At 54.7% G+C, this 23400-nt stretch carries 30 protein-coding genes; all 30 read left to right on the forward strand.

The window, feature by feature from the left end; translation table 11 throughout:
- The first annotated feature begins 43 nt into the window (after nucleotides 1–43).
- Nucleotides 44–682: a glycoside hydrolase family 19 protein gene (locus tag AC2FC2_RS24230; protein WP_490660025.1), complete on the forward strand. Its 639-nt coding sequence runs from the start codon at nucleotides 44–46 to the stop codon at nucleotides 680–682.
- Nucleotides 673–939, forward strand: a complete 267-nt coding sequence (locus AC2FC2_RS24235; protein WP_060423596.1) for a DUF2644 domain-containing protein — start codon at nucleotides 673–675, stop codon at nucleotides 937–939. The genes AC2FC2_RS24230 and AC2FC2_RS24235 overlap by 10 nt, the downstream gene beginning before the upstream one ends.
- Nucleotides 929–1528 (forward strand): hypothetical protein, encoded by a 600-nt coding sequence (locus AC2FC2_RS24240; RefSeq protein ID WP_060423594.1) that lies wholly within the window; start codon nucleotides 929–931, stop codon nucleotides 1526–1528. Before AC2FC2_RS24235 ends, AC2FC2_RS24240 begins: the two co-directional genes overlap by 11 nt.
- Nucleotides 1525–1782 carry a hypothetical protein gene (locus AC2FC2_RS24245; RefSeq protein ID WP_060423590.1) on the forward strand — a complete coding sequence of 86 codons (258 nt, stop codon included), beginning with the start codon at nucleotides 1525–1527 and terminating at the stop codon, nucleotides 1780–1782. The genes AC2FC2_RS24240 and AC2FC2_RS24245 overlap by 4 nt, the downstream gene beginning before the upstream one ends.
- On the forward strand, nucleotides 1775–1999 hold the full coding sequence (locus AC2FC2_RS24250; RefSeq protein ID WP_060423587.1) for a hypothetical protein: 225 nt from the start codon (nucleotides 1775–1777) through the stop codon (nucleotides 1997–1999). The genes AC2FC2_RS24245 and AC2FC2_RS24250 overlap by 8 nt, the downstream gene beginning before the upstream one ends.
- 2 nt (nucleotides 2000–2001) lie before the next feature.
- Complete coding sequence (locus AC2FC2_RS24255) at nucleotides 2002–2502, forward strand: DUF1804 family protein (protein WP_308317533.1); 501 nt, start codon at nucleotides 2002–2004, stop codon at nucleotides 2500–2502.
- Complete coding sequence (locus tag AC2FC2_RS24260; protein WP_060423583.1) at nucleotides 2495–2710, forward strand: hypothetical protein; 216 nt, start codon at nucleotides 2495–2497, stop codon at nucleotides 2708–2710. The genes AC2FC2_RS24255 and AC2FC2_RS24260 overlap by 8 nt, the downstream gene beginning before the upstream one ends.
- Nucleotides 2711–2734: 24 nt before the next feature.
- A complete protein-coding gene (terL, locus tag AC2FC2_RS24265; RefSeq protein ID WP_490660026.1) occupies nucleotides 2735–4381 on the forward strand; it encodes a phage terminase large subunit in 1647 nt (548 codons plus the stop codon).
- Nucleotides 4381–5961, forward strand: coding sequence for a DUF935 domain-containing protein (locus AC2FC2_RS24270; RefSeq protein ID WP_490660027.1), 1581 nt, complete (start codon nucleotides 4381–4383; stop codon nucleotides 5959–5961). Before terL ends, AC2FC2_RS24270 begins: the two co-directional genes overlap by 1 nt.
- Nucleotides 5948–7210: a phage head morphogenesis protein gene (locus AC2FC2_RS24275; protein ID WP_060423575.1), complete on the forward strand. Its 1263-nt coding sequence runs from the start codon at nucleotides 5948–5950 to the stop codon at nucleotides 7208–7210. The genes AC2FC2_RS24270 and AC2FC2_RS24275 overlap by 14 nt, the downstream gene beginning before the upstream one ends.
- Nucleotides 7207–7761, forward strand: coding sequence for a phage virion morphogenesis protein (locus AC2FC2_RS24280; protein ID WP_060423574.1), 555 nt, complete (start codon nucleotides 7207–7209; stop codon nucleotides 7759–7761). The genes AC2FC2_RS24275 and AC2FC2_RS24280 overlap by 4 nt, the downstream gene beginning before the upstream one ends.
- A 223-nt stretch (nucleotides 7762–7984) precedes the next feature.
- Nucleotides 7985–9121: a phage protease gene (locus AC2FC2_RS24285; RefSeq protein WP_308363429.1), complete on the forward strand. Its 1137-nt coding sequence runs from the start codon at nucleotides 7985–7987 to the stop codon at nucleotides 9119–9121.
- Complete coding sequence (locus AC2FC2_RS24290) at nucleotides 9118–9513, forward strand: hypothetical protein (protein ID WP_060423571.1); 396 nt, start codon at nucleotides 9118–9120, stop codon at nucleotides 9511–9513. Before AC2FC2_RS24285 ends, AC2FC2_RS24290 begins: the two co-directional genes overlap by 4 nt.
- A gap of 12 nt (nucleotides 9514–9525) precedes the next feature.
- Nucleotides 9526–10434, forward strand: a complete 909-nt coding sequence (locus AC2FC2_RS24295; RefSeq protein WP_060423568.1) for a Mu-like prophage major head subunit gpT family protein — start codon at nucleotides 9526–9528, stop codon at nucleotides 10432–10434.
- Complete coding sequence (locus AC2FC2_RS24300) at nucleotides 10434–10832, forward strand: HI1506-related protein (protein WP_060423565.1); 399 nt, start codon at nucleotides 10434–10436, stop codon at nucleotides 10830–10832. The genes AC2FC2_RS24295 and AC2FC2_RS24300 overlap by 1 nt, the downstream gene beginning before the upstream one ends.
- A gap of 9 nt (nucleotides 10833–10841) precedes the next feature.
- Entirely contained in the window at nucleotides 10842–11270 is a 429-nt protein-coding gene (locus tag AC2FC2_RS24305; RefSeq protein ID WP_060423562.1) for a gp436 family protein, read from the forward strand.
- Nucleotides 11267–11911: a DUF1834 family protein gene (locus tag AC2FC2_RS24310; protein WP_060423559.1), complete on the forward strand. Its 645-nt coding sequence runs from the start codon at nucleotides 11267–11269 to the stop codon at nucleotides 11909–11911. The genes AC2FC2_RS24305 and AC2FC2_RS24310 overlap by 4 nt, the downstream gene beginning before the upstream one ends.
- The gene (locus AC2FC2_RS24315) at nucleotides 11904–12131 is read left to right on the forward strand and encodes a hypothetical protein (protein ID WP_060423557.1); all 228 of its coding nucleotides are present in this window, start codon (nucleotides 11904–11906) and stop codon (nucleotides 12129–12131) included. Before AC2FC2_RS24310 ends, AC2FC2_RS24315 begins: the two co-directional genes overlap by 8 nt.
- Entirely contained in the window at nucleotides 12118–13539 is a 1422-nt protein-coding gene (locus AC2FC2_RS24320) for a phage tail sheath C-terminal domain-containing protein (RefSeq protein ID WP_060423555.1), read from the forward strand. Before AC2FC2_RS24315 ends, AC2FC2_RS24320 begins: the two co-directional genes overlap by 14 nt.
- Before the next feature lie 13 nt (nucleotides 13540–13552).
- Complete coding sequence (locus AC2FC2_RS24325) at nucleotides 13553–13930, forward strand: hypothetical protein (RefSeq protein ID WP_060423552.1); 378 nt, start codon at nucleotides 13553–13555, stop codon at nucleotides 13928–13930.
- Nucleotides 13930–14316, forward strand: coding sequence for a hypothetical protein (locus AC2FC2_RS24330; RefSeq protein ID WP_436331103.1), 387 nt, complete (start codon nucleotides 13930–13932; stop codon nucleotides 14314–14316). Before AC2FC2_RS24325 ends, AC2FC2_RS24330 begins: the two co-directional genes overlap by 1 nt.
- 133 nt (nucleotides 14317–14449) lie before the next feature.
- The gene (locus AC2FC2_RS24335; RefSeq protein ID WP_230202070.1) at nucleotides 14450–16600 is read left to right on the forward strand and encodes a phage tail tape measure protein; all 2151 of its coding nucleotides are present in this window, start codon (nucleotides 14450–14452) and stop codon (nucleotides 16598–16600) included.
- Nucleotides 16597–17916: a DNA circularization protein gene (locus tag AC2FC2_RS24340; RefSeq protein ID WP_060423543.1), complete on the forward strand. Its 1320-nt coding sequence runs from the start codon at nucleotides 16597–16599 to the stop codon at nucleotides 17914–17916. The genes AC2FC2_RS24335 and AC2FC2_RS24340 overlap by 4 nt, the downstream gene beginning before the upstream one ends.
- Nucleotides 17900–19102 (forward strand): phage baseplate assembly protein, encoded by a 1203-nt coding sequence (locus AC2FC2_RS24345; protein WP_060423539.1) that lies wholly within the window; start codon nucleotides 17900–17902, stop codon nucleotides 19100–19102. The genes AC2FC2_RS24340 and AC2FC2_RS24345 overlap by 17 nt, the downstream gene beginning before the upstream one ends.
- Nucleotides 19092–19745, forward strand: a complete 654-nt coding sequence (locus tag AC2FC2_RS24350) for a phage baseplate assembly protein V (RefSeq protein WP_060423534.1) — start codon at nucleotides 19092–19094, stop codon at nucleotides 19743–19745. Before AC2FC2_RS24345 ends, AC2FC2_RS24350 begins: the two co-directional genes overlap by 11 nt.
- 54 nt (nucleotides 19746–19799) lie before the next feature.
- Nucleotides 19800–20147, forward strand: a complete 348-nt coding sequence (locus tag AC2FC2_RS24355) for a phage GP46 family protein (RefSeq protein WP_060423531.1) — start codon at nucleotides 19800–19802, stop codon at nucleotides 20145–20147.
- Nucleotides 20147–21208 carry a baseplate J/gp47 family protein gene (locus tag AC2FC2_RS24360; RefSeq protein ID WP_490660028.1) on the forward strand — a complete coding sequence of 354 codons (1062 nt, stop codon included), beginning with the start codon at nucleotides 20147–20149 and terminating at the stop codon, nucleotides 21206–21208. The genes AC2FC2_RS24355 and AC2FC2_RS24360 overlap by 1 nt, the downstream gene beginning before the upstream one ends.
- The gene (locus AC2FC2_RS24365) at nucleotides 21205–21867 is read left to right on the forward strand and encodes a YmfQ family protein (protein WP_490660029.1); all 663 of its coding nucleotides are present in this window, start codon (nucleotides 21205–21207) and stop codon (nucleotides 21865–21867) included. The genes AC2FC2_RS24360 and AC2FC2_RS24365 overlap by 4 nt, the downstream gene beginning before the upstream one ends.
- 2 nt (nucleotides 21868–21869) lie before the next feature.
- Nucleotides 21870–22880 (forward strand): hypothetical protein, encoded by a 1011-nt coding sequence (locus AC2FC2_RS24370; protein WP_490660030.1) that lies wholly within the window; start codon nucleotides 21870–21872, stop codon nucleotides 22878–22880.
- A 4-nt stretch (nucleotides 22881–22884) separates the two neighbouring features.
- Nucleotides 22885–23400: a tail fiber assembly protein gene (locus AC2FC2_RS24375; RefSeq protein WP_490660031.1), complete on the forward strand. Its 516-nt coding sequence runs from the start codon at nucleotides 22885–22887 to the stop codon at nucleotides 23398–23400.

Genomic DNA, 23400 nt, shown 5'->3' on the forward strand with positions numbered 1-23400 from the left:
GTAATACTGGCACCATCTAAATCAATTGGATGGTGCCTTTTTTATGTTCACTCCCGACTCTTTTTGCCTTGCTGTCAGCATCACACCGGCACTATCACAACGGTGGTTTGATCTGCTGGTTTCCACGATGGCGGAATTCGGCATTGATACCCCACAGCGGCAAGCGGCATTTCTCTCTCAAATCCGTGTTGAGTCAGCAGGATTCAAACGCACCGTTGAAAACCTCAATTATTCCGTGCCCGGCCTGTTGAACACGTTCCCACGCAAACGCATCAGCCGTGTCGATGCTGAACGCCTGGGGCGTAAAGCCAGTGAGATCATCGTTCCGACTGCACGGCAGGCGGAGATTGCCAACCTGGTCTACGGCGGTCGCTTTGGCAATGTGCATTCCGGGGATGGCTGGCGCTACCGTGGTCGAGGTCTCAAGCAGATCACCTTTTACGATAACTACCTGCGTTGTGGTCATGCCCTGGAGCTGGACTTGATTGCGCATCCTGAGTTGCTCGAGCTGGATGCTCATGCAGCCAATTCTGCCGGCTGGTTCTGGTTCGACAATGGCTGCAATGCCTACGCTGACCGAGCCGACATTGCCGGACTTACCCGCGTAATTAATGGCGGCGATAACGCCCTGGCGGAGCGCCAGAACTACTTTACCCAGGCAAAGGGTGTCCTATGCCGCTGAGAACGCTTTTCCTGAGTCGCCTGGCTGAGCTCGTGACCAATCCCGCCACCGGCCGTCTGTCCACGTCTGATACGACCCTGGTCGGCGCGTTCCTGGTGGCTTCCATCGTGCTGATTTGGGTGACGGCCGCTGGCCATCTTGAAGAATGGCTGTACGTCGCTTACCTGGGCGCGTTTGTGTTCCAGTCCCAGGCATCCAAGCACGTGGCGATTAAGCGAGACAAGGCCACTGCAGGAGGGACTTCCGATGCCAACTGAGTTCTTCATTCTCCCTTACCTCTGGCAGCACATTAAAACTTACTGGCTTGCCTACCTGTTCGCTTTGGGCAGCGCCGCGATCGCTTACAAGGTAGGCGCAGGAACACGCGCCAATGAGCTGCAGGCATCACAGACCACCATCAGCCAACTGCAGGCGCAGCGTGCCAACAACGCCGAGCAGCAGGCAATGGCATTGGCAGACGCCGTGGCCAAATACCAGCAGGCGGAGCTAAAATCCCAATTGCTCGCCAGGCAGTTACAACAGCGTGAACAACAGCTACTGCAGACCTCAACCAAGCTGAAAAAGGCAATCAAAGATGCGGTTAAAAATGATGTGGGCTTTACCGGTATTGGCCCTCGCGGGCTGTGTCTCTACACCTCCGCCCTCGGCTATTCCGATTGTGACGAACGTCTGTCCAATGCCGCCCCCGGAGCTGCTGGCCATTCCACCGAAACCGGCAGAACCGGTGGCGGACTCTCTGCCGGCGGCATCATCAATCACGCCGCCGACTACGGCGAATGGTGCCAAACACTAGAGGCCCGGTTGCAGGGGCTTAACGCCTGGTACAAACGGGAGGGCCACCCATGAATACCGATCTCATCGTTAACACCGTGTTGGGCCTGGCTACAGCCGGACTCATTGGTTTTGTTCGCTCACTCTTTAATGAGCTCAAAGAGCTTCGCCGTTCTATCGAGGCCATCAGGGCTGATTACCAGCGTCGTGATGATGCTATGCGTACTGAGAACTCATTTTTTCAATTGCTACAAGACGTTAAACGCACAGTTGAGCATATCGACCAAAAATTAGACCGCAAAGCGGATAAGGGAAACCATCATGGTTAAACGCGCGACGCGTCATCGTCGGGGGCCGGCAACAACAACTGAGCTGGCGCTGCTGTCCGAGATCAATCAACGCCTGGAACGGATTGAAAACAACATCGATGAAGTGAAATCCGTTGCTACACGCCAGGGCGCGATTGCCGGTGGTATCGCCGGGACGATTGGCGGTGGTGTTGTCACTACCGGCATCCTCTTTATTAAAGCGCGATTGGGGATGTAAGTATGGCGTACTCGCCGGAAATAAGGGACAAGCTGCGCAGGGCTTACATCTTCGGGCAGATGTCGCTGGAGATCGCCGCGTCGCAGGTAGGCGTGTCTTTCGTATCCGCTCGCCGCTGGAAGAAAGAGGCGCAGGATAAAGGCGATGATTGGGATGCACTACGCTCAGCGCACGTGCTTGCAGGCGGCACAGTGGAAGAAACCGGCCGCGCCATTTTAACCAGCATGCTCGTCCAGTATCAGACCACGATGGAGCTGTTGACCAATGACAGCGAGTTGAAAGCCCCTCAGCGTGTCGAGCTGCTGGCCAGCCTGGGCGATTCGTTCAACAAGGCAATTTCGGCCAGTAAGAAAATCCTGCCTGAAACGAACCAGTTGGCGATAGCCCTGGATGTGATCAACAAGCTCAGCGCCTTCATTGCCGAAAAGCACCCTCAGCATCTTGTGGCGTTCGTGGAAGTGTTAGAGCCCTTTGGTGAAGAGGTTGAAAAACTGTATGGCTGACAAACTCATTAAAGTCTCGGATGGCCAATACGTAATGGCCAGCCAGGTCATCCGCGTAGAACGCTATGAGTTCAGCGATAACTGCACGGTCGTAACAAGCGACGGCGAGCGGCTTTCTCTGATGCCAAGATATGGCGAACGCATCTACCAGGCGCAAGAGCGTTTCATCAATGCCGTTAACGAGGCATTGGCCGGCAATGAAGATTAATGCCTCTTTAACAGGCTTTTAAATATGGCTAAAAAATTCTCTGCGCGTGACTTCAAGTTAGAGCTCGCCGAACTTGCCGCCAGCCTGCGCCGTACTATTGAGGCGGAGGATGTCGGCTTTGACCCTTCGGCTACCGCCATCGCGCAACGCCGGGATCATGTGAATGACCCGGTTGGCGGGTATGCATATTTCGTCGAAAACTATTTCCCGCATTACGTCCGCCACCAGGACAAAAGCGAGCTGCATAAATACCTGTTTAAGCGTCTGCCGGAAATTGTGGCCAGCGCCAAAGGTGAGAACGACGCCATAGCGGCCCCCCGTGGCGAAGCCAAATCTACCCTGGTCAGTCAGTTGTTCGTGCTGTGGTGCATCATTCGCGCCATCAAGCATTACCCGGTCATCGTAATGGACTCCATCGACCAAGCCTATCCGATGCTGGAAGCCATCAAAGCTGAACTGGAATTCAACCCCCGTTTGCTGATGGACTTCCCGGAGGTGTGCGGTCAAGGCCGCGTGTGGCAGATAGGGACTATCCTCACCCGCAACGATATCAAGGTGCAAGTGGCCGGTTCTGGCAAGAAACTGCGTGGCTTGCGGCATGGGCCATACCGTCCCGATCTGTGTGTTCTGGACGATATTGAGAACGATGAGCAGGTACGTAATCCTGATCAACGTGACAAGGTTGAGAACTGGCTCAAAAAGACTGTACTGCCGTTAGGCGGTGCCGGCGCGAAGTTCGATGTGGTCTACATCGGCACCATCTTGCACTATGACTCGGTATTATCCCGCACGCTCCGCAATCCGCTATGGCGGTCTGCCCGCTTCAAGGCGTTGATCGCCTGGCCCCACAACATGGAGCTCTGGGACAAGTGGGAGGAAATCCTGCGTAATAACGATCAGGACGGTGAAGCGCTGGCCAATGCCTTCTATATGTTGCACCAGTTGGAGATGGAAGCCGGCGCGGTGGTGTCCTGGTTGGCTCGCCCGCTGCTTACCTTGATGTTGATCCGCGCCAGGGATGGCCACAGTACCTTTGATGCTGAATATCAGAATGACCCTGTCAGCGGCGAAGATGCGCCATTTACCGGCTGCATCAACTTCTGGGTGAACAGACTGAATGAGTGGTTGTTCTATGGCTCCTGTGACCCGTCGCTCGGCAAGGCCGGGGCCAGTCGAGACCCCTCAGCGTTACTCGTCGGCGGCTTTAATCGGCACACCGGCATTCTGGATGTGGTTGAAGCGCGTATCCGCAAGCGTGTTCCCGATCGGATTATTTCCGACATCATCGAGCTGCAGCGCGAATATGCCTGCCTGGTCTGGGCGATTGAAACTGTCCAGTTTCAGGAGTTCCTGCGCACGGAGTTGGTGAAGCGGTCGGCCATTGCCGGTGTTCCCGTTCCCGCCCGCGCCGTACAGCCCCATACAGATAAATTGCTGCGTATCGAATCGCTGCAGCCACATATGGCTAACGGCCTGATCCGCCTGCACCCGAGCCAAAACACCTTGATTGACCAACTGCGTCATTTCCCTAAAGCCGATCACGATGATGGGCCGGATGCCCTGCATATGCTCTGGGCACTGGCGGTGTCGGGTGCCGGCAATTTTAATTTTACCCGCGTTCCGCGCCGTGGCGATAGCCGTGGTAGCCGGTTCGGTTCTGGAGGTTGGTAATGGTACAAATCCTCGACCAGTTTGGTCGCCCGATTAATCGCGAAGTGTTGAAGACGCCCCAAACGACCAAGATGGCAAGCCTCAACCGCATGTGGCCGGAGCATCCTTCAAAGGGGATGACCATCCGCCGGCTACCGCGCATCCTGGAAGCGGCTGAGCGCGGTGATTTGGCCGCACAGGCTGACCTGTTCGAGGACATGATCGAGCGTGATGGTCACATATTTTCTGAGATGGCCAAGCGCAAAAATGCCTTGCTTACCCTGGACTGGAGTATTGAGCCCCCAGAGAACGCCACGGGCGAAGAGAAAAAGATAGCTGAAATGGTGTCCGCCTGGATGAAGGATATCCCGGAGTTTGAAGATATTACTCTCAATGCTGCCGATGCGATCGGGCATGGCTTTGCCGCACAGGAAATTGAAAAGTGGGAGCTGGAAGATAAAATCTGGCTCCCGAGCAAAATCAAGCTGCGTCCACACCGTTGGTTCTGTACCAATCCAGAAGCCGGCGATGAGATCCGCCTCAGTGATGGCAGTATGAACGGTGCCGAGCTCTGGCCTTTCGGCTGGCTGGTGCATACCCATAACGCCAAATCCGGGTATGTGGCCCAATCAGGGCTCTATCGCGTGCTGGTGTGGCCATACCTGTTCAAGAACTACGGCATTCGTGATCTGGCCGAATTCCTGGAGATCTACGGTTTACCTGCACGCGTCGGCACCTACCTCGCCGGTGCGACGGACGACGACAAAGACCGGCTATTGGAAGCCCTGGTGACGTTAGGGCATGATGCCGCTGGCATTATTCCCGAAGGCACCAAGATTGAATTCCTGACGGCGGCCAGCGGTCAGGCAGATCCGTTTGTTGCTATGGTCAATTGGGCCGAACGTACCGCATCAAAAGTAATACTGGGCGCAACACTTACCAGCCAGGCCGACGGCAAAAGCTCCACTAATGCCCTCGGCAAAGTGCATAACGATGTTCGCCATGACATCTTGATCGCCGATGCGCGTCAAATCGAGGGCTTCTATCGCGGTTTCATCCGTATGTTATTGGCCATCAATGGCTATCAGGTGAGCTCTCGCCGTCAGCCACGACTCGTCTTCGATACCCGCGAACTGGAGAGCATCAAGGAGTTTGCCGAGGGGGTATCTACCTTGGTGACGGCAGGCCTGAAAACTATCCCGGCCTCCTGGGTACATAAGAAAATTGGTATCCCGAACCCCCAGGAGGGTGAAGCAGTATTGTCGCCCCCGGCTACTGCGCCGGTATTGCCGGGTGCGCGATTGTCACAGCAACAATCCCGGTACCGTTCCTTTGCCGCGCTGAGCACGGAAGCGGATATTGACGACCCGGCACAGGTGGCACTGGATAATGCGCAGACGGTGCCAGACGCCATCAACAACGCCATGCAACAGCTGATAGCCCCGTTGGTTGCTGCGCTTAGCCAGGGTAATACCCCGGATGATGCTCTGGACATCATCGCGGCCAGCTATCCCGACTTGGATGATAGCCAACTGCAGCAATTGCTGACCCAAGCACTCTTTGTCGCTGATATCTGGGGGCATCTGAATGCCGACAGCTGATGTGGATCTGGCCTATGCCATCGGGTTGAAACCGGCAGAGGCCATTCGTTACTTCGAGAGCAAGGGCTACACCCTCGGTTTCAACTGGCATGACGTTGAAGCACGAGCGCATGCAACGGCCTTCACCGTGGCCGGTGTACTCAAAGTGGACGTGCTGGAGGACATTCGCAACGGGTTAACGAGCAGCCTTAAGGAAGGCAAGACGCTCGCTCAGTTTGAAAAACAACTGATGCCTTACCTGGTGCAAAAAGGCTGGCTGGGTAAAGGCCTGGTGGCCGATGAAGATGGTGTGTTGGAAGGGAAGCAACTGACGCCGCGCCGGCTACGTACCATCTTTGAAACCAATATGCAGTCCAGCTACAACGCTGGCCGCTATGAAGAACAGTTGGCCAACGTGGAGTTTCGGCCGTTCTGGGAGCGCGTTGCCGTCATGGACAGGCACACACGCCCACGTCATGCGGCCCTCAATGGGTTTACTGCCCGCTATGATGATCCGGTGTGGCAGTTTATGTATCCGCCCGATGGATATGGATGCCGTTGCCGTGTCCGGGCGCGTTCGTCCGCCGACGTCGAGCGCCATGGCATCCAGGTTCAGTCCAGTGAGGGGCGCATTGTCACTGTGCAGCAAGCCTGGGGGCCAAGCGATACGCGGGAAGTCCAGGCCTTGCGCATCAACAATGAGCTCTATACCCCGGATGCCGGTTTTGGTCACAATCCTGGCCAGGGAAACCTTGCCGCGCTGGGGCAGCGGCTCATGGATAAATCCGCCACTGCCGCACCCCGGTTAGCAGCAACGGCAGTCAATGAAACACTGGCTGATAACACCGTGTTAAACGCCGTTTCAGGGGGCGTTAAACGTTGGGTTGATCAGGTGCTTATCCGCCAGAAGCCCAGCGGTGACTTGCGTCACCTGGGTGCAGTTTCGCCCAAGACACTCACCGCGCTGGAAATGCGCGGCCGTGCGCCGGCATCGGCGATTTTGTCCGCCCGCGATCATGATGTTGTTTCTTCTCCTGGGCCACTGTGGCAAGAATTGCCGGCAATGCTTCGATCGGCAGAGGCGACCCTGTTGGATGGGGATAACCTGGTGTATGTCTGCCGCCAGGGTAAACAGCAATTTGGCGTAATGGCCTCACCGGATACTGACGTTTCGGGGCTTGCTATCACGCTGATGCATCAGGGGGATGCACTCACGCCGGCACAGCTGCAGGAGCTTGGCCAACTCCCTATCGTCAACGGAGGGTTATGATGTCTGCGGTCTATCACATCACATACAATGTCACCGACTTTGAGAATGCCCTGGGAGAGCTCATCAAGAAGCTGGAGCACCGCGAGCCGCTGATGCGTGAGCTGGCGGCCGCAATGGGTGATGCCGTCGAGGAGAACTTCAAGAATCAGGGCCGTCCGGCCTGGATGGGATGGAGTCCGGCTTATGCCAGGAAACGCGCTGGCGGTAAAATTCTGCAACGTTCCGGGCGACTGGCCAGCAGCATCAGCCAGCAGAGCAGCAATGATGAGGCCCTGGTTGGCACCAATGTTGTTTACGCCCGCATTCACCAGGAAGGCGGCAGCATTAACATCCCGGCCCGCAGTCAGCGGGCATACTACCATCAGCGCAAGGACGGCTCGCTCAACAACCGGTTTGCCAGGAAATCGAAAGCCAACTACAGCGAGTGGAATACCATACCGGGCTATCAAATCAAGATGCCGGCGCGGCCATTCCTGCACCTGACCGAAAGCGACGTTGATGGTATGGAAGAGACGGCAAAAACCTACCTTCAACGCGTTATTGATTCATAAGCTAAAACGTCCTGTAACGTCCGTGGCGCACTTTTCTTTCCTCCGGCTACACACGTTCGTCTCTACACCCGTTTGGCGTTTTTAAAAACGGTTTAAAAACGATGGGGCGTCTTGTCATTGCCTACAGGGTAGTGGCAAGATGATCGCCGACCATTTCCCCCTGATTACCCCACTGAACCCCTTCACCTGAATCCAGTTTTCGCCGATGCGTATTCTCGGCGGCATGAAACTAAAAATCGCCGCACTGGCCATCGAAATCACCAAAGCGAATCACGGCACTATCCAGCTTTTCCCTGCTGGTGAATTCCGTGCTCGTGATGGTCGCCCAACGGAATGCGATCACTGGCTGATGACGGCTGAGATTGCCAAGCCGCTTATTGCGACTGCGGTGGAACGCGCCACGCCGTATGTCATTGACTACGAACACCAGACTTTGCGTGCAGCGACCAACGGCCAGCCTGCGCCAGCAGCCGGCTGGTTCCACACACTGGAATGGCGTGAAGAAGGTCTGTTTGCTGTCGATGTGCAGTGGACGGACGCTGCAGCAGAAATGATCGCCAAGGGCGAATATCTCTTTATCTCTCCTGTTTTTACCTACAACGAATCTGGCCACGTGGTGCAAATCATCAATGCCGCGCTGACCAATACACCGGCCCTGGATGGGATGGAGGAAGTGATGCTTGCTGCCGCCTCTCTCCTGGCCGCTGGCTCAACCTCAAAAGGTACTTCCACAATGGATGAACTACTCGAACGCCTTCGCTGGATGTTGAATCTGCCGATCACCGCCACGAAGGAAGACATTGTTGCCGAGCTCAACAAGTTGATTGATCAACTGCTCGGCGCTGATGCCGGCACGGCTGCAGCCTCGTTTCAGACGCTGTCGGCTAATCCCTTCAACCTGATTGACAAGTTGACCCAGGACGCCGCCCAAACGGCTGCACTGAGCGCCCAGGTGGAAAATCCTGATCCGTCCAAATGGGTAGCGGTAGCCGTCATGCAGGAGTCCATCACCCAGGCCGTTGCCCATGCAGGCGTAACCTCTGCCGCTGATTTGGCTACGCGTGATTGTGACACCTTGATCACTGCTGCACTTTCCGATGGCCGTTTGCTGCCAGCACAAGAGCCCTGGGCGAAGGGACTGGCGAAAGCCAACCCGGACAGCCTCAAGACGTTCCTAGACAAGGCTCCGAAAATCGCGGCCCTCACGACTACCCAGACCGGTGGCCAACCACCTGCAGGGGCAAAACCGGCACCATCGTTGGACGATTCGGATGATGAATTGGCCGCTGCGGTAGCGCTCAGCGCCATGATGGGTACTGACCCGGCAGACATTGCCAAATATGTGGGAGACAAGAAATGACCGATCGCAATACCCCTTATAAAGATGGCGAGCTATTCCCGGTTCCCATCGCGGCCAGCACCGAAATCTTCGGTGGCCATATTGTCGCGGGCAATGCTGCCGGCTTTGCCGTACTGGCCACCGCTGTGGCTGCGCAGGTGACGCTGGGTGTTTCGGATGGCTATGCCGACAACAGCGCCGGCACAGCAGGCGATACTGTCGCCCTGGTGCGTCGGGGCAAGTCCTGGTTCTTTGCCAACCTGGGCGGCGATGCCGTCACCCAAGCGGATATTGGCAAAGAGTGTTTTGTTGCCGACAGTCAGACTGTGGCGAAAACCAGCAACAGCGACGTGCGTCCTGTTGCCGGTAAAGTGCTGGGCGTGGAAAGCGCCGGCGTTTGGGTTCTGATTTAAAGGAGTAGGCCCGTGATTGTTAACGTAAAAAATATTAAAGCGATCTTCATCAACCTGAAAACCACGTTCCAGAAGGCGTTTGACCAGACGCCGAGTGACTGGCAGAAAGTGGCGATGAAGGTGCCTTCCACAAGCAAGCAGAACGATTACAGCTGGCTTGGCCGTTTTCCCAAAATGCGCAAGTGGATTGGCGACAAGGCGGTAAAAGCCCTGGAAGCCTTCAACTATTCGATTGTCAACGATGACTTTGAAGCCACAGTTGAAGTTGACCGCAACGATATCGAAGACGATCAAATCCTGGGACTCGCTCAGCAAGCCCAGGCTGCAGGCCAGTCAGCAGCAGAGTTGCCGTCAGATATTGTTTTTGCCTTGCTGAGTCAGGGGTTTACCAACCTGTGCTACGACGGTCAGCCGTTCTTTGATATCGACCACCCGGTAAACGGCGTATCGGTTTCTAACAAAGGCACCAAGAAGCTGTCAGCGGCAACCCAGGTTGCGGCGAAAGCCAGTTATGGCGCGGCTCGTGCAGCCATGCGTAGCTTCAAGGATGAGGAAGGTGCGTCGTTGAAAGTCCGTCCGACCATTCTGGTTGTGCCACCGGCACTGGAAGATGAAGCCAATTTCCTGATGACTGCCGATCGCTTCCCGGACAACACGCCGAATATCTATAAAGGTACTGCTGAGGTGTTGGTTGTGCCGGAGCTGACCTCTGACACGCAATGGTTCCTGCTGGATACAACGCGCCCGGTGAAACCGCTTATCTATCAGGAGCGTAAAAAACCGGAATTCGTTGAGCAAACCGACTACAACGCGGACAACGTCTTTATGCGCAAAAAGTTCCTGTTTGGCGCTGAGGCACGTGCTGCAGGTGGGTACGGCTTCTGGCAGATGGCGTATGGCTCAACCGGGGAGACAGCATAATGCCGATTCAAATCACTGCACGCCGTGAGGGTTTTCGCCGCTGTGGCATCGCCCACAGCGCCAAGGCCACCACCTACGAAGACGGTCACTTTACGCCGAAACAGTTGGCTGAGCTAGAGAACGATCCGCAATTGGTTGTGGTGCGCATTACAGCCGGCGCAGCAACGGATGCTCAAGGCCTGGACAAGCAGTTGACACTGGCCGGGGAAACCATCACCCGCCAGGAGCAAGAACTGGTCACGCTGAAATCGCAGTTAGATGATGCTCAAAAGACTATCGCTTCTCAGCAGGAAAGTATCGCGGCGTTAACCACTGCACGCGATGATGCGATTGAAAACAGCACGGCTCTGGCAACTGAACTGGCCGCGTTGAAAGAACCGCCTCCGGCGAAGAAATAAGGCGGCGCTATGTATGCCACTCAAGCAGATATGGTGCTGGCGTTCGGTGATAAGGAATGCATCTCTCTTACCGATCGCAAGTACACCGGCCAGATTGATGCTGAGGTGATGGCACAGGCGCTGGAGCAGTCCAGCGCCGAGATCGACGGTTATCTCGCGGGCCGCTATCCAACACCCTGGCCTGATACACCGCGTGTTCTGGTCGGTCGTTGCTGCGACATCGCTCGCTATAAATTGTGCGGCAGTGGTACGCAGTGTACCGACCTCATTCGGGAACGGTATGAGGATGCGATCCGCTATCTGGAGCGTGTGGCAGATGGGCGCATTACCCTGGGCCGCCAACCGGATGGCAGCGTGATCCAGGGCGGAACCAGTGCCCGCTTTGTCTCCGCCGGCAGGGCTTTTAGCCGAAAATCGACCAATGGAGGTGCATTTTGATTATCGCCAACACTGAGCTGGCCATTGTGGAACGTCTCCGCCAGGGACTCGGCAAGATGGTTCACAGCGTGGAGTCCTACGGTGGCGAGATGGACGGCGAGCCGGCGGAGATCATCCGCCAACTGCCCGCGGCCTGGGTAACATTCGGCGGTGTACAAAAGACCGAAAACACCAACCTCACCAAGAGAAAATACACCGTGCATGGCCGCTTTGTGGTGATAGTCGGTGATCGCAACCTGCGCAATGAAAACGCCGCTCGGCTCGGTGGGCCGGGATTCGATGAGGTGGGTACGTATCGCCTGGTGATGGCCGTGCGTCGTCTGTTATCCGGGCAGGATATGTCGCTGCCCATCAAGCACCTTATCCCTGGTCGGGTTCGGACGCTGTTCAATACGCAGGTGGAGGCGGCAGCAATGTCTGTTTTTGCCTGTGAGTTCGATACCGCCTGGATTGAGTCCGCTCTGGAGGAAGGCAAATTCCCTCTGGTTAACGCGCCGGCTGACCATCCTGACAACCTCTTTAATGGGTTTGATGGTGTGTCCAGCGAGCCAGACGCCGAGTGGCTGCGCACCCATTTGAACTATGACATACCGCAGACGGCGCAAAAGCCGGATGCCGTGGACATTATCAATCATGAATGAGATCAGCATTAAAGCGGTGGCCGGTGTGCGTGTTCCCAGAGAAGACAATCCGCGTCGCTACATCACAGCAGATGAAGCTGTGGCGGTTCCAGACTCAGCGTATTACCAGCGGCAGATTGCCGCCGGCGATCTGCTGATTATTGAGGGCGATGCCAACGCGGCCGCGCCAGTTAATCAGGGTAAGGCCGTAAAAACGGAGGTTAACCGTGGCGAGTCCTAACATTGCATTCGACAGTATCCCGAGCAGCATCCGCGTTCCTGGCCAGTATCTGGAGTTTAATACCCGGTTGGCCGTTCGCACCTTGCCAGGCAACCCACAGAAGGTGTTGCTGATTGGTCAGATGCTCGCTGGCGGTACTGCAGCACCACTGCAAGCCATTGATGTTTTCTCAGATGAACAAGCGGCCGTCTATTTTGGTCGTGGTTCTATCGCACACCTGATGGCCACCGCAGCCATCACCAGCAACAGCTATTTGCAACTGCAGATGATTGGCGTCTCCGATGCTACAGCAGGTAAAGCGGCAACAGGGACAGTTACAGTAGCCGGCTCGGCAACGGGCAGCGGTACCGTTTCTGTCTGGGTTGGTGCCACGCGTGTTGATGTTGCTATTGACGCCGGCGATACAGCGGCCGCAATTGCTACTGCGCTTGCGACCGCGATCACCCAACAATCTAACCTGCCGGTCACAGCAGTTGCCGCCGCTGCCGTCGTGACGCTGACCGCCCGCAATAAGGGTGAAGCCGGCAACGACATCGTCCTGCAGGGACAGTCGACAGCATCCGGAGCAACGGTGACTGTGGTGACCATGACCGGCGGTGAAGTTGATCCGGATATCGCGCCGGCGCTGGCGGCAGTTTTTGCGGCCGGTCATAACATTGTGGCGACACCGTTCTCTACCGCTGCTGCGCTGACGGCACTGCGCACGCATCTGGATGAAACCGGCGGCCCGCTGGAAAAACGCGGCGCAATAGGCGTTGCAGGCTGGCGCAAATCGTTATCGACCGGCACCACGTTGGCCAGCCAGATTAACGCCGGCCGCATCACCCTGGGATGGCACAACGGCTCGGCCAAACTGCCGGCAGAAATCGCGGCCTCCTACGCGGCCGTTATGGCCAGCGAAGAAGACCCGGCCCGTCCGCTCAACACGCTGCAGTTGAAAGCCCTGGACGTCACGGCGCTGGCCAGCCGGCCGGGACGCAATGAGCAAGAGAATGCGCTGCATAACGGTTTGACGCCGTTCGTCGTGGGGGCGGGTGACAAGGTGCAGATTGTTCGCGCCATCAGCACCTACACCAAAAACGCCCAGGGTGTAGACGATGTGGCGTTGCTGGATATCACCACCATCCGCACCCTGGACTATGTGCGCAAGGCGTGTGGCGATCGCATCGCGTTGCGTTTCCCGCGTGACAAGTTGAGCAGCCGAACCCCGGCAAAGGTACGCAGCGAACTGCTGGACGTGCTTATCAAGCTGGAAGAGTTGGAGATTGTGGAAAACGTCACAGAGAACCAGGCTGCGCTGATTGTGGAGCGTGATGCCCAGGACGTTAACCGACTCAATGCGGCAATCCCTACCGATATCGTCAATGGTCTGCATGTGTTTGCCGGCCGTATTGACCTGCTGTTGTAAGGAGTAACAGACGATGGCACTTGAAGAATATGTAGGCTCGATCATCCTCGAGATGGATGGCCAGGAAATTGAGGTGACTGACCTCAAAGAAGACGTGACCACGGGCCGTAAGCTGGTCAAGACCATGAACAAGACCGGGCGGGCCAAAGGCTTTAGCCGTGGGATTGCCGAGTATCAGTTGACGATCTCTGTCGTGGTTCCACTGACCGGCGATCTCAATTGGGAGGGTATGGAAGGCGCAAAAATCACGCAGTACCCGCTCAGCGGCAGCGGCGGCAAGCGTGTTTCGTTCCTGGACTGCTTTTCCACTCAGGTGGGCGCCAGCTACACCGTGGACAACGAAGCGAAACGTGACATTACTGTGAGCGCATTGCGCCGGGTTGAAGAATAATGACGGAATCAGGTTCTTTACTGCTTGGCGTGCCGTTCGGCGACACCTTCCACTTTGCCTTTACGGTAAAGCTGCCCGTGGTGCGGGACACCATGAACGCCCTGGAAGCGACGATGGAAGAATGCGGCACGACCGAAGGCCCGGTTGCCGGGATGTTTTACCGTGCGGCCGTGATGGCGTCGGCATTGGTTTCTTTGGGTGATATACCAGCGGAGCAGCTCACCCCACAGCTATTGTGTGACGGGCTAACCGATGATGATTTTGACCTCATCGACGCCCAGATCTCCGCCCTTAAAAAAAAGCGGATGGCATTGAATCCCGTCTTAGCGGCTACCGAACAACCGTCCTTGCCCTCGGAAAGTACGGATTCACCGAGCCCCAAATAGGCGCAATGACCCGCGCTGAACTTGACGGCTATATCAATGCGTTATACCGGCTGCACGGTAAAAAGCCCCCCGCAGCCGGCACCTCAACCCAATCCCGCCGCGTTAAGTCCAAACGCCAGAAACGGAGGAAATAATGCGTAATCTTGCCCTGGCGTTAACCCTGTCCGCCAAGGATGCCGCCTCTAAAGTCTTGCGCCAGGCGATGCAGGATGCTGTCAAACAATCCAAAGCCGCCGAAAAGGCCGGCGACGAACTGGCCAAATCACAGCAACAGAATGCCACTGCCGGCATTCGGGCATCGCGCACGCTGTCGGATGAGTACCGCCGAGCATCAAGCGCCCGCTCAACGTTGGGGATCCGTTCCGAGCGTGAGGTTCAACGCGAGATCCAACAGACGCAAGCGGCATACATGCGCCTTACCCGTAGCGGCGTTATGTCTGCCAACGAGCAGAGCCGGGCCTTTACAGCGATGACTCAGCGTGTCGGCCGGCTGCGTGATGAGCTTAAAGGGGCCACCAACGAAATGAGCCGCATGGAGCGTGCTCGTGGTTGGGGTTCGAACGCGATGGCTGTTGCTGGGGGTGTTGCTGCCGGTGCTGCCGTGGTGAGCCAACCGGTCAAGAACCAAATGACCTATGAGCAGCGACTTGCCATGATGGCTAACACCGCTTACGCCGAGCAAGGTGTTTCTGGCCGTAAGACAGGGATGCAAAGCATGGATCAGCTTATTCGCCAGGCGGTGACAAATGGAGGCGGTACAAAAGAAGGCGCTGCCGATACTCTGGATTCCTTGCTCGCATCAGGTGCGGTGACCATGGACTCGGCGAAAACCTTATTGCCGCTGATACAGCGTTATTCGACGGCGACCGGCGCAGCGCCGACTGATTTGGCGCAGATTGCAATCCGTGCGAAACAGACCTTCGGTATCCAGGATAATGAGATGGGTAAGGCATTCAACATGGCTATCTCTGCAGGACAAGATGGCTCATTTGAACTGGCCGACATGGCGAAATGGTTGCCTCAGCAACTTGCAGCGGGCAGTAACAACGGCATGAGAGGTCTGAATGATTTTGGCGTTCTGCTCGGAGCTAACCAGGCTGCCGCCATCACAGCGGGCACCAGCGATGAAGCAGGTAATAACCTGGTCAACCTGTTGGCTAAAATTGGCAGTGCTGATGCCGCAACGTCTGCTGCGAAAATCAAGGTCAATGGCAAGGGTATCGACTTGCCTGGTAGCCTGGCGGCGGCCAGGGGGAAAGGCATTAACTCTCTGGATGCCTTTGTGGGGATCGTGGATAAAGTCGTTGGTAATAACCCAGCCTATAAGAAGCTGGAGAGTAAGCTGGCCACAGCTAAGGGTGGCGAACGCCAGGAAACAGTGGAGTCGATGGCAAAAATACTGGAAGGCTCTGCTGTTGGGAAGATGATTGCTGACCGCCAGGCGTTGATGGCGTTAATCGGTTATCGCAGTAACCGGAAATACGCGCAGGACGTTGTTAAAAATGCGAATGCGCAGCGTAACCTGCCTGAGGGGCAGACTGCCGGCGATCTTAACTATGCGCTGATTTCAGATACAAACGCCTTCAAAGTCCAACAGTTGGATAATGCCCGTGATTTTGGTCAGATGGACTCAATGAAATCTTTATCTGATCTTCTAGGACGTCTGTCGAAAGAATTAGCTGAATATTCTAAAGAGTATCCTGGGCTTACAACGGCTCTTGCTGGCGCAGAAATTGGCATCAAAGCAATGACCGTTGCTGCAGTAGCTTTCGCCGGTATCAAATTCCTTTCGGGAGGCGGCGGTGGTGTAAATGTCCCACCAACAATTCCTGGAGGGGCTAAGCCCTCAGGAAGCTTTGGCCGTGCAGCTGGAGCTCTAGGTCGCTGGGCTGGCCGTATTGCGGCACCACTCATGCTCTATCAGGCATCGCAAGATGCCCCCCTTGTGCAAGTTGAGCGCGGCGACGGCGATGCACGCAAACGCGTCCAGGCGGGCCAATACTCCGACGACCTTAGCCGGCTGAAAGATTCAGCTCGCGCCCAACCGGGCCTGCTGGATGCCTGGGATGAGGTTAAATCCTGGTGGAGCCCGCCGACGTCGATCGGCAAGGGTGACATGGCCACTGCCGGTGCACCGTCCTACTTGTTCCCACAACAGAACCAAAAGCCTCAGCCTATCCAGGTGACGACCAAGCTCGAGCTTGATGGCCGCACCATCGCGGAATCCGTCAATGAATACAATGGTAATCAGGCTGAGCGTGGCCCAACAGGAATGCCTCAATGAGCTGGAATGACAGTATGTTAGATGCCTCATTCAGGGGCATTAAATTCGACGTTATCAACACCCGTGACACCTTCTCCAGGGACGTGGCGCAATATGAATATCCGTTCGTGGATGGTGGCGATGTAGACGACCTGGGGCGCAAGCCACGTAACCTGCGTATCACCGGGTTACTCTGGGGTGACGACTACGAAAGCCGGCTACAGACGTTGCTGGCCGAATTTGACAAGCGCGGCAACGGCGAGTTGATCCATCCTGTGTTCGGCTCTATGCCGAAGATGCAGCTCATCGAGTGCCAGGTTTATCACGAGGCGGAAAACGTCGATTATTGCGTTATTGAACTGGTATTCTTGGAGGCTGGCACCAACATCCCATTCTTTACCCGCGAGTATCCAACGGCAAAAGCGGACATCATTTTTAACCAGGTGCAGTCTGTACTTGACGATGCTCAGACGCTGATTGATAACGCCCTAGCACCCCTGCGCAACACACAACGCCTGATGGCCAAAGCCAAGGCGATGGCCTCCACAGCGGCCAACATGGTGACAATTTTCCGCAGCGATATCACCGGTTTTATCAGCAGCACCACGGACTTTATCAATTATCCTGGTGCGTTTATGTCCGACCTGCAGAGTGCGCTTAGCCTAACCTCCAGCCAGTCCAAGTCGAGCGTCAGCAATAATACCGGCACTTATGCGACGGTTGGGGCAACCAATATCGTGATGGCAGATTGGGGTGAGAGCCGCAATCAGCTTGACGCAGTGGCCGCGCTGCCGGCAGCGTTGGCATCAGGCGAACGAACCGCGCCGTTACCCATGCCTATCATCGTTACCGACAGCGATATTGCCGAGCTCGTTGTGTTGACCTATCTGCAGATGTCACTGCAGTTGGCACTGGACGCCGCCGACTTGCTTAGCGACGACGGTTTAATTACCACATTGTCGCCCGCCGAGATTGAACTTGTCGCCAATGACACCCGCAAGACGCTGCAGAACGCTATCGACAAGCATCGGGCGCTCTATGAAGCAACGACGCAGGACGTCAGCGCCAGCACTACCGATGTCGGTATTACCTGGCAATCGGTGGTTGATGGTCTGAAAGATATTGCGCTATCGGTGCAGCAGCTGGCAGCCAATATCATCACCACACGCCCGCCGCTGGTGCAGCGCCGGGTGGAAAGTGCCGGTAACCTGCATCTGATCGCACATCTGTGGTATGCCGACTACACCCGAGCGACCGAACTGGCCCGCCTAAACCCTCAAATTCGTAACCCGAACAGGCTGCAACCTGGAGACGTGCTCTATGCCTATGCCCAATAACGATACCGTTAGCGTGCTGATTGCTGGCCGTGTGCATAGCACCTGGAGCCGCTACCAGATTGATAGCGATTTTCTGATCCCATCGGATGCCTGGTCTGTGACACTCGGCCTGCCGGGTGGGACTTTCCCGGCCTACGTCGAGCGCGGCGCACCTGTGCAGGTAAAAATCGGTGACGATACCGTGATGGTCGGCCGAGTGGCCAAGGTACAGCGTCGTGTGTCCCGCCAGCAGATGAGCCTCAGTATCACAGGGTTCGACGGTGCAAAAGTCCTGGTGGACTGTGCATCGCCCATCTTCACATCCCGAATGTTGAGCCTTGAAGAAGTGATCGCCAAGGTTGTACGGCCGCTCGGTGTGACCAACATCCGAATTGAGGCCGAGAGTTCGATACGCAGCGATAAGGTTTCTGTCGAGCCTGGCGAGCGTGCCTGGGATACGCTGGTGCGTGCGGCTTCTGCTCGCGGATTATGGCCTTGGTTCGCACCTGATGGCACGCTGGTTATCGGTGGGCCTGACTATACCGCAGAGCCGGTGGCCACTCTTGTTTTGAACCTAGACGGACGGGGTAACAACATCCTCGACCTCAGCGACGCATCATCCATTGATGGCACCTATTCGGAGCTCACCGTTCTTGCCCAGGGCCATGCGCAAGGCTCCAAGTCCTCCGCAGACCTTGGCATTATCGACGTTGATTCGTTATCTGCAGCTGTTGCTGAGGAAGCTCAGGACGATGATACGCCAGCAGCCGGCACACCAGAAACCGGGTTCCACGGTCTGAAAGCCGTTGTGCGTGATCCAACGGTGCCGTACTACCGGCCACAAATTATGGTGGTAGGTGATGCCGATAATCTGGAACAGGTACGTTATCGTGCCCGTAAGGCGATGGCGGATGCCCGTCTTAATGCCTATGAACTGACGGCCGTTGTCAAAGGGCATCGCAACGATGCCGGCGAGCTTTGGCAGCCAGGCCAACGGATTCGCGTCAGGAGCGAACCCCACGGCATTGATGATGTGTATTTCCTGATGGGCCGTGAGTTCTCTGGCGGTCGGCCAGATAACACTGTGACTATGCTGCGGCTAAAAGAAGACGGTATTTGGATACCGGACGCTTACCCGAAAAAACGCAAAGCCAGGAAGCGTAAAGCCAAGGTGAACAAGGAGCTCGCAATTGTCGATGTGGAATAATGTTGACCAGCGTATTAGTCGTGCTTTAAACGGCATTCGAATGGCCTTTAGAGGGGTGTTAACACGCGTGAACAGTGCTGGCCAGGTGCAGACTATCCAGGGTAAAGGGTTAGCTGGCGAACAACTGCAGGACAACGAGTTGTTCCAGCATTATGGGTTTACCTCTAACCCGCTGCCAGGAACGGCGGCGATTGTACTACCCCTGAATGGCAAAACATCCCACGGAATTATAATTGCCACCGAACATGGCAATTATCGACTTAAGGAGCTCCAGCCTGGAGAAGTCGCCTTATATACCGATGAGGGAGCGAAAATAGTTTTAAAGCGTGGTCGTATTATTGATGTTGACTGCGATATATATCGTGTGAATTGCAAAATCTATGAAGTCAATGCGGAAAATAATGCCGACTTTAATACGCCGATGGTTAATGCCAGCGAACAAATTACCAGCCAGGATAAAATTACCGGTAATGGTGGTATGTCGATTAAGGGTGGCAATGGCGCGACGTTTGAAGGTAATATCAACCAGACCAGTGGTAGCTTTGAAACTGATGGTGATGTTAAAGCTGGTACTGTTTCCTTAAAAGACCACGAACATCCGAACGGCGATGGTGGCAGTCCAACCGGTAAACCCACTCAATAACCCACTGAACCTCTTCACCTGATTTATTCCCAGCCATGCCGTCACTATTGCGGCATGGAAATGCTCATTGATCCACTCACCGGCGATTATTCAGGCCAGCGCACTGCGCTGGCAAATGCTGTTTATTTACGCCTCATGACACCGCTCGGTTCCTACTGGGCTGATCCAATGCTGGGCTCTTTGCTGTACACGCTAAAGCGTGAAAAAGATGTGTCCCGCGTCAACAAGCTGGCGGTGCAATACAGTGAACAGGCATTACAGCCCATCATTGATGACAGCCGCGCTACCAGTATCACAGTTACAGCAAGCCGCCCTCAGCCTGGTTGGCTTGTGCTGGCGATTGTCGTAGTGAGTGCCAGCGGGCAATCCGAAACCTTTAATCATCCTGTGAGGGTTATCTGATGCCGCACATTACCCCTGTCATTGAGGCGATTCGCGAAGATTTATTGCGTGATATCCGCAACCAACTGCCCGATGCCAACATTGGCAAGGACAGTGACTATTACATCCGCGCCTCGTCAGTGGCCAGTTGCGCCGAGGGTATCTACCGCGATCAGGGTTGGATTGTTCGTCAGATTTTCCCTGACACCGCCGATACCGAGTATCTGGAACTCCATTGCAGAACTCGCGGCATCACCCGCAAGGCTGCTAACACCGCCTCGGGGCCAGTATCTCTGACAGGCGAACCAGGTGCAAAGGCTTCTGCCGGGCTAGCCATCACGCGTGATGGCGCGACCTGGACGACCACTACTGAGGCCATACTCAATAGTGAAGGCAAAGCCACGGTTACTGCACGTACATCCGTTGCCGGCGCTGCAGGTAATACCACCACTGTAATGTCCGGCATGTTAACGACAACGCCGGAGGGTTTTGATAGTACCGTGATTATCGGCGTGATGGGGGGCGGAACTGACCGCGAGTCCGACTCGGAGCTGCTCGCTCGCCTGCTGGAGTTGATCCGCCGCCCGCCAGCCGGCGGCAATAAATACGACTATAAGCGCTGGGCACTTGAGGTTCCTGGTGTGACCTCCGCTTATGTTTACCCGCTGCGTCGAGGGTTAGGAACGGTTGACGTTGTGATCACCTCATCCGATGGCTTGCCCTCTGCCGAGGTTGTAGAACGCGCCCAGACACATATAGACGATGTACGGCCGGTGACGGCTAAAAATTCTTTGGTGCTCATGCCAACAATTAAGACCTTTAATATTGACGTTAAAGTGTCGTTAAGCGGTCTAAATATTGATGATGCCACCATTCAAATTAAAAAGGTGCTGACTGATTTTGTCGGCCGATTAGAGCCAGGGGCGACTTTTGTTCGTAGCCAGGCTGGTACGCAGATATCGTTGATTGCCGGCATCATTGACCAAGTGATTGTTGATCCTCCTGGCAATGTCGCTCCTGCGGTCGATGAAACTGCTGTTGAATGGCTGCGTGTCGGTGATATCACGGTAGATTTGTTATGAGCTATAACACGTTATTGGCGCTATTACTGCCACAGGACAGTTACAGCGCTGCACAACCTAATCTATCCGCCGAGTTGCTGGCAGAAGGCAACGTGTTGGATAAAACCGCACTTTACGCGCAAAAGGTATTGAACGGAGTAACACCGTTTTTTGCTGCTGATTTAATCGCGGATTGGGAGCGTGTGGTTGGCATTACGCCAGGGGCCAATAGCACCTATCAAGAACGCCGCGAACGGGTGCTCATTAAGCTGCGAGAATTTGGTGGTCTCAGCATTCCGTACTTTATTCGCCTGGCTGAAAGTATCGGTTATACCATCACTATTGATGAATTGGAGCCATTCAGAGCTGGGGTCAATCGAACTGGAGAACCGTTGTATTCCGAAGACAGTATTTGGATATGGCGGGTCAATGTATTTAATTCAAACCAAAAAGCCTACCGTTTCAGGGCTGGAGCATCAGCGGCGGGTGAAAGTCTAATGTCGTTTGGTGATGATATTTTAGAAACCACATTGAATGACCTAAAGCCGGCTCACTCATTTTGTTATTTTGCATATAACGTTGATCGCTTGCGAGCACCATACTATGACGGTTCATTTTCCTTTGATGGCGCTACGTCATTTTCAATGCAAAATTATATCCAGGACACAACAGAGGATTAATCATGCAAACTCTAATGCCCCCTATTAATACTGAGGATGGATTGTTTCACGAAGGCAATCCTTCTCAGGGAACTCAAGGCACGATTGTTACTGCACTACATCTGAATAACCAGCAAGCGGCGACTCGTGACATACAGAAAGAATTAACAGCAGTGTTGGCTGAGGCTGGAATGCTTCCTGATGGAACTAAGCCTAATCAAGTTTTATTGGCTATCCAAAAGCTTTTCACAGGTACTGTTTCCGACAAATATCTGCCACTTACAGGCGGGGCATTGACGGGAACTGCTAAAGCACCTGCTTTTATCGGTCAAGATAGTGGCTTGCGTGTTCATAGTGAAGGAAACGCAGGTTTAGTATTCGCTAACGCTGCGGGAACTGTAGATAAAACCGCTATCTATTCAGAACCAACAAATAACGGGCACCGGTTGGTTTTTAAGTCTGGAAGTAACTCATCAACCGGCGGTAGCTATTGGATTTTAGAGCCAACAGGTAAAACACTCGTACCCAATTCTATTGTTTGGTCAGCGAACAATGGAAGCCAAGGAAATATCGAAGTGGGTATATTTGGTTCAGTAAACCGACTGTCCGTTATGGAGTGGACTATCTCTTCAGCTGGCGCATGGGGGATGTTCCTTGAGCATGACTCGAATAATGGAATTGGTTTCGGAGTCAATGGACGCATAACCGCACAGGGGAAAATTGAGTCTGTAGGTGAAGTAAATGCAGGTGGGGAAATAACTTGGAGTGCAGGGAGTTGCCGTGCCTACGCTGATGGCAATATATCCGGCCCTATCTGGGGCGGATATTTACGTGATTGGTTGAGTAATAATACTATCAGTCGTGTACTTCGTGGCGCTCAAGGCTCTATGACAATGGATGGCGGCTTGGTTGAGGCTCCTGCAGGGTGTGTCTTAACCGGCGGCAATGGAAATGAAGGCAATCAGGTTGGCGTGGCTTTATATCGTCCATTACAGATTTTTCGTGGCGGTGGCTGGGTAACAATTGAAGGTTGATAATATGAAACTAGTAAATTTACAGCGTTATGTTCCTGACGAGCTATTCAACGGTGAAGGTATCCAATATTTTATTGATGCAGAGGGTAATGACTGGTTCAAGTCGCTGCCTAAATTCACCAAGAAGTTCAGCCTGGCGATTGATAATGATACAGGTGTCATTCGCAGTATCAGCGAGGATACCTCCCGCCTTTATCCAGTAGGAATGACTGTTGTTGAAATAGACTCATTACCAGAAGGATGTGACATTTTCGGAAATTGGGTATTTAAAAATGGCGATATTATACCTCGCGAAATTTCGCAGGCAGAAAGGGAGCAAATTTCAAAAAAAGCAAAATCCTCTCTGCTTGATTTGGCGGCAAAGGCTATGGCACCGTTACAGGACGCCAAAGAACTTCGCATTGCCACAGATATCGAATTGTCACAGCTAAACGAGTGGATGGCATATCGTGTTGCCTTAAATCGTGTCGACATATCCAAACCAGCAGATATTGAATGGCCAGAAGCGCCAAAGGAATAA

The sequence above is a fragment of the Serratia sp. CoH_122_TC_1 genome (genome assembly GCF_058191755.1).

Coding starts and splice junctions, on each gene's coding strand:
- AC2FC2_RS24305 (WP_060423562.1), top strand. CDS start 10,842: ATGTATGCCACTCAAGCAGATATGGTGCTGGCGTTCGGTGATAAGGAA.
- AC2FC2_RS24315 (WP_060423557.1), top strand. CDS start 11,904: ATGAATGAGATCAGCATTAAAGCGGTGGCCGGTGTGCGTGTTCCCAGA.
- AC2FC2_RS24285 (WP_308363429.1), top strand. CDS start 7,985: ATGAAACTAAAAATCGCCGCACTGGCCATCGAAATCACCAAAGCGAAT.
- AC2FC2_RS24290 (WP_060423571.1), top strand. CDS start 9,118: ATGACCGATCGCAATACCCCTTATAAAGATGGCGAGCTATTCCCGGTT.
- AC2FC2_RS24330 (WP_436331103.1), top strand. CDS start 13,930: ATGACGGAATCAGGTTCTTTACTGCTTGGCGTGCCGTTCGGCGACACC.
- AC2FC2_RS24345 (WP_060423539.1), top strand. CDS start 17,900: ATGCCTATGCCCAATAACGATACCGTTAGCGTGCTGATTGCTGGCCGT.
- AC2FC2_RS24360 (WP_490660028.1), top strand. CDS start 20,147: ATGCCGCACATTACCCCTGTCATTGAGGCGATTCGCGAAGATTTATTG.
- AC2FC2_RS24370 (WP_490660030.1), top strand. CDS start 21,870: ATGCAAACTCTAATGCCCCCTATTAATACTGAGGATGGATTGTTTCAC.
- AC2FC2_RS24240 (WP_060423594.1), top strand. CDS start 929: ATGCCAACTGAGTTCTTCATTCTCCCTTACCTCTGGCAGCACATTAAA.
- AC2FC2_RS24375 (WP_490660031.1), top strand. CDS start 22,885: ATGAAACTAGTAAATTTACAGCGTTATGTTCCTGACGAGCTATTCAAC.
- AC2FC2_RS24335 (WP_230202070.1), top strand. CDS start 14,450: ATGCGTAATCTTGCCCTGGCGTTAACCCTGTCCGCCAAGGATGCCGCC.
- AC2FC2_RS24235 (WP_060423596.1), top strand. CDS start 673: ATGCCGCTGAGAACGCTTTTCCTGAGTCGCCTGGCTGAGCTCGTGACC.
- terL (WP_490660026.1), top strand. CDS start 2,735: ATGGCTAAAAAATTCTCTGCGCGTGACTTCAAGTTAGAGCTCGCCGAA.
- AC2FC2_RS24340 (WP_060423543.1), top strand. CDS start 16,597: ATGAGCTGGAATGACAGTATGTTAGATGCCTCATTCAGGGGCATTAAA.
- AC2FC2_RS24300 (WP_060423565.1), top strand. CDS start 10,434: ATGCCGATTCAAATCACTGCACGCCGTGAGGGTTTTCGCCGCTGTGGC.
- AC2FC2_RS24280 (WP_060423574.1), top strand. CDS start 7,207: ATGATGTCTGCGGTCTATCACATCACATACAATGTCACCGACTTTGAG.
- AC2FC2_RS24270 (WP_490660027.1), top strand. CDS start 4,381: ATGGTACAAATCCTCGACCAGTTTGGTCGCCCGATTAATCGCGAAGTG.
- AC2FC2_RS24250 (WP_060423587.1), top strand. CDS start 1,775: ATGGTTAAACGCGCGACGCGTCATCGTCGGGGGCCGGCAACAACAACT.
- AC2FC2_RS24260 (WP_060423583.1), top strand. CDS start 2,495: ATGGCTGACAAACTCATTAAAGTCTCGGATGGCCAATACGTAATGGCC.
- AC2FC2_RS24355 (WP_060423531.1), top strand. CDS start 19,800: ATGGAAATGCTCATTGATCCACTCACCGGCGATTATTCAGGCCAGCGC.
- AC2FC2_RS24325 (WP_060423552.1), top strand. CDS start 13,553: ATGGCACTTGAAGAATATGTAGGCTCGATCATCCTCGAGATGGATGGC.
- AC2FC2_RS24245 (WP_060423590.1), top strand. CDS start 1,525: ATGAATACCGATCTCATCGTTAACACCGTGTTGGGCCTGGCTACAGCC.
- AC2FC2_RS24230 (WP_490660025.1), top strand. CDS start 44: ATGTTCACTCCCGACTCTTTTTGCCTTGCTGTCAGCATCACACCGGCA.
- AC2FC2_RS24275 (WP_060423575.1), top strand. CDS start 5,948: ATGCCGACAGCTGATGTGGATCTGGCCTATGCCATCGGGTTGAAACCG.
- AC2FC2_RS24350 (WP_060423534.1), top strand. CDS start 19,092: ATGTGGAATAATGTTGACCAGCGTATTAGTCGTGCTTTAAACGGCATT.
- AC2FC2_RS24365 (WP_490660029.1), top strand. CDS start 21,205: ATGAGCTATAACACGTTATTGGCGCTATTACTGCCACAGGACAGTTAC.
- AC2FC2_RS24255 (WP_308317533.1), top strand. CDS start 2,002: ATGGCGTACTCGCCGGAAATAAGGGACAAGCTGCGCAGGGCTTACATC.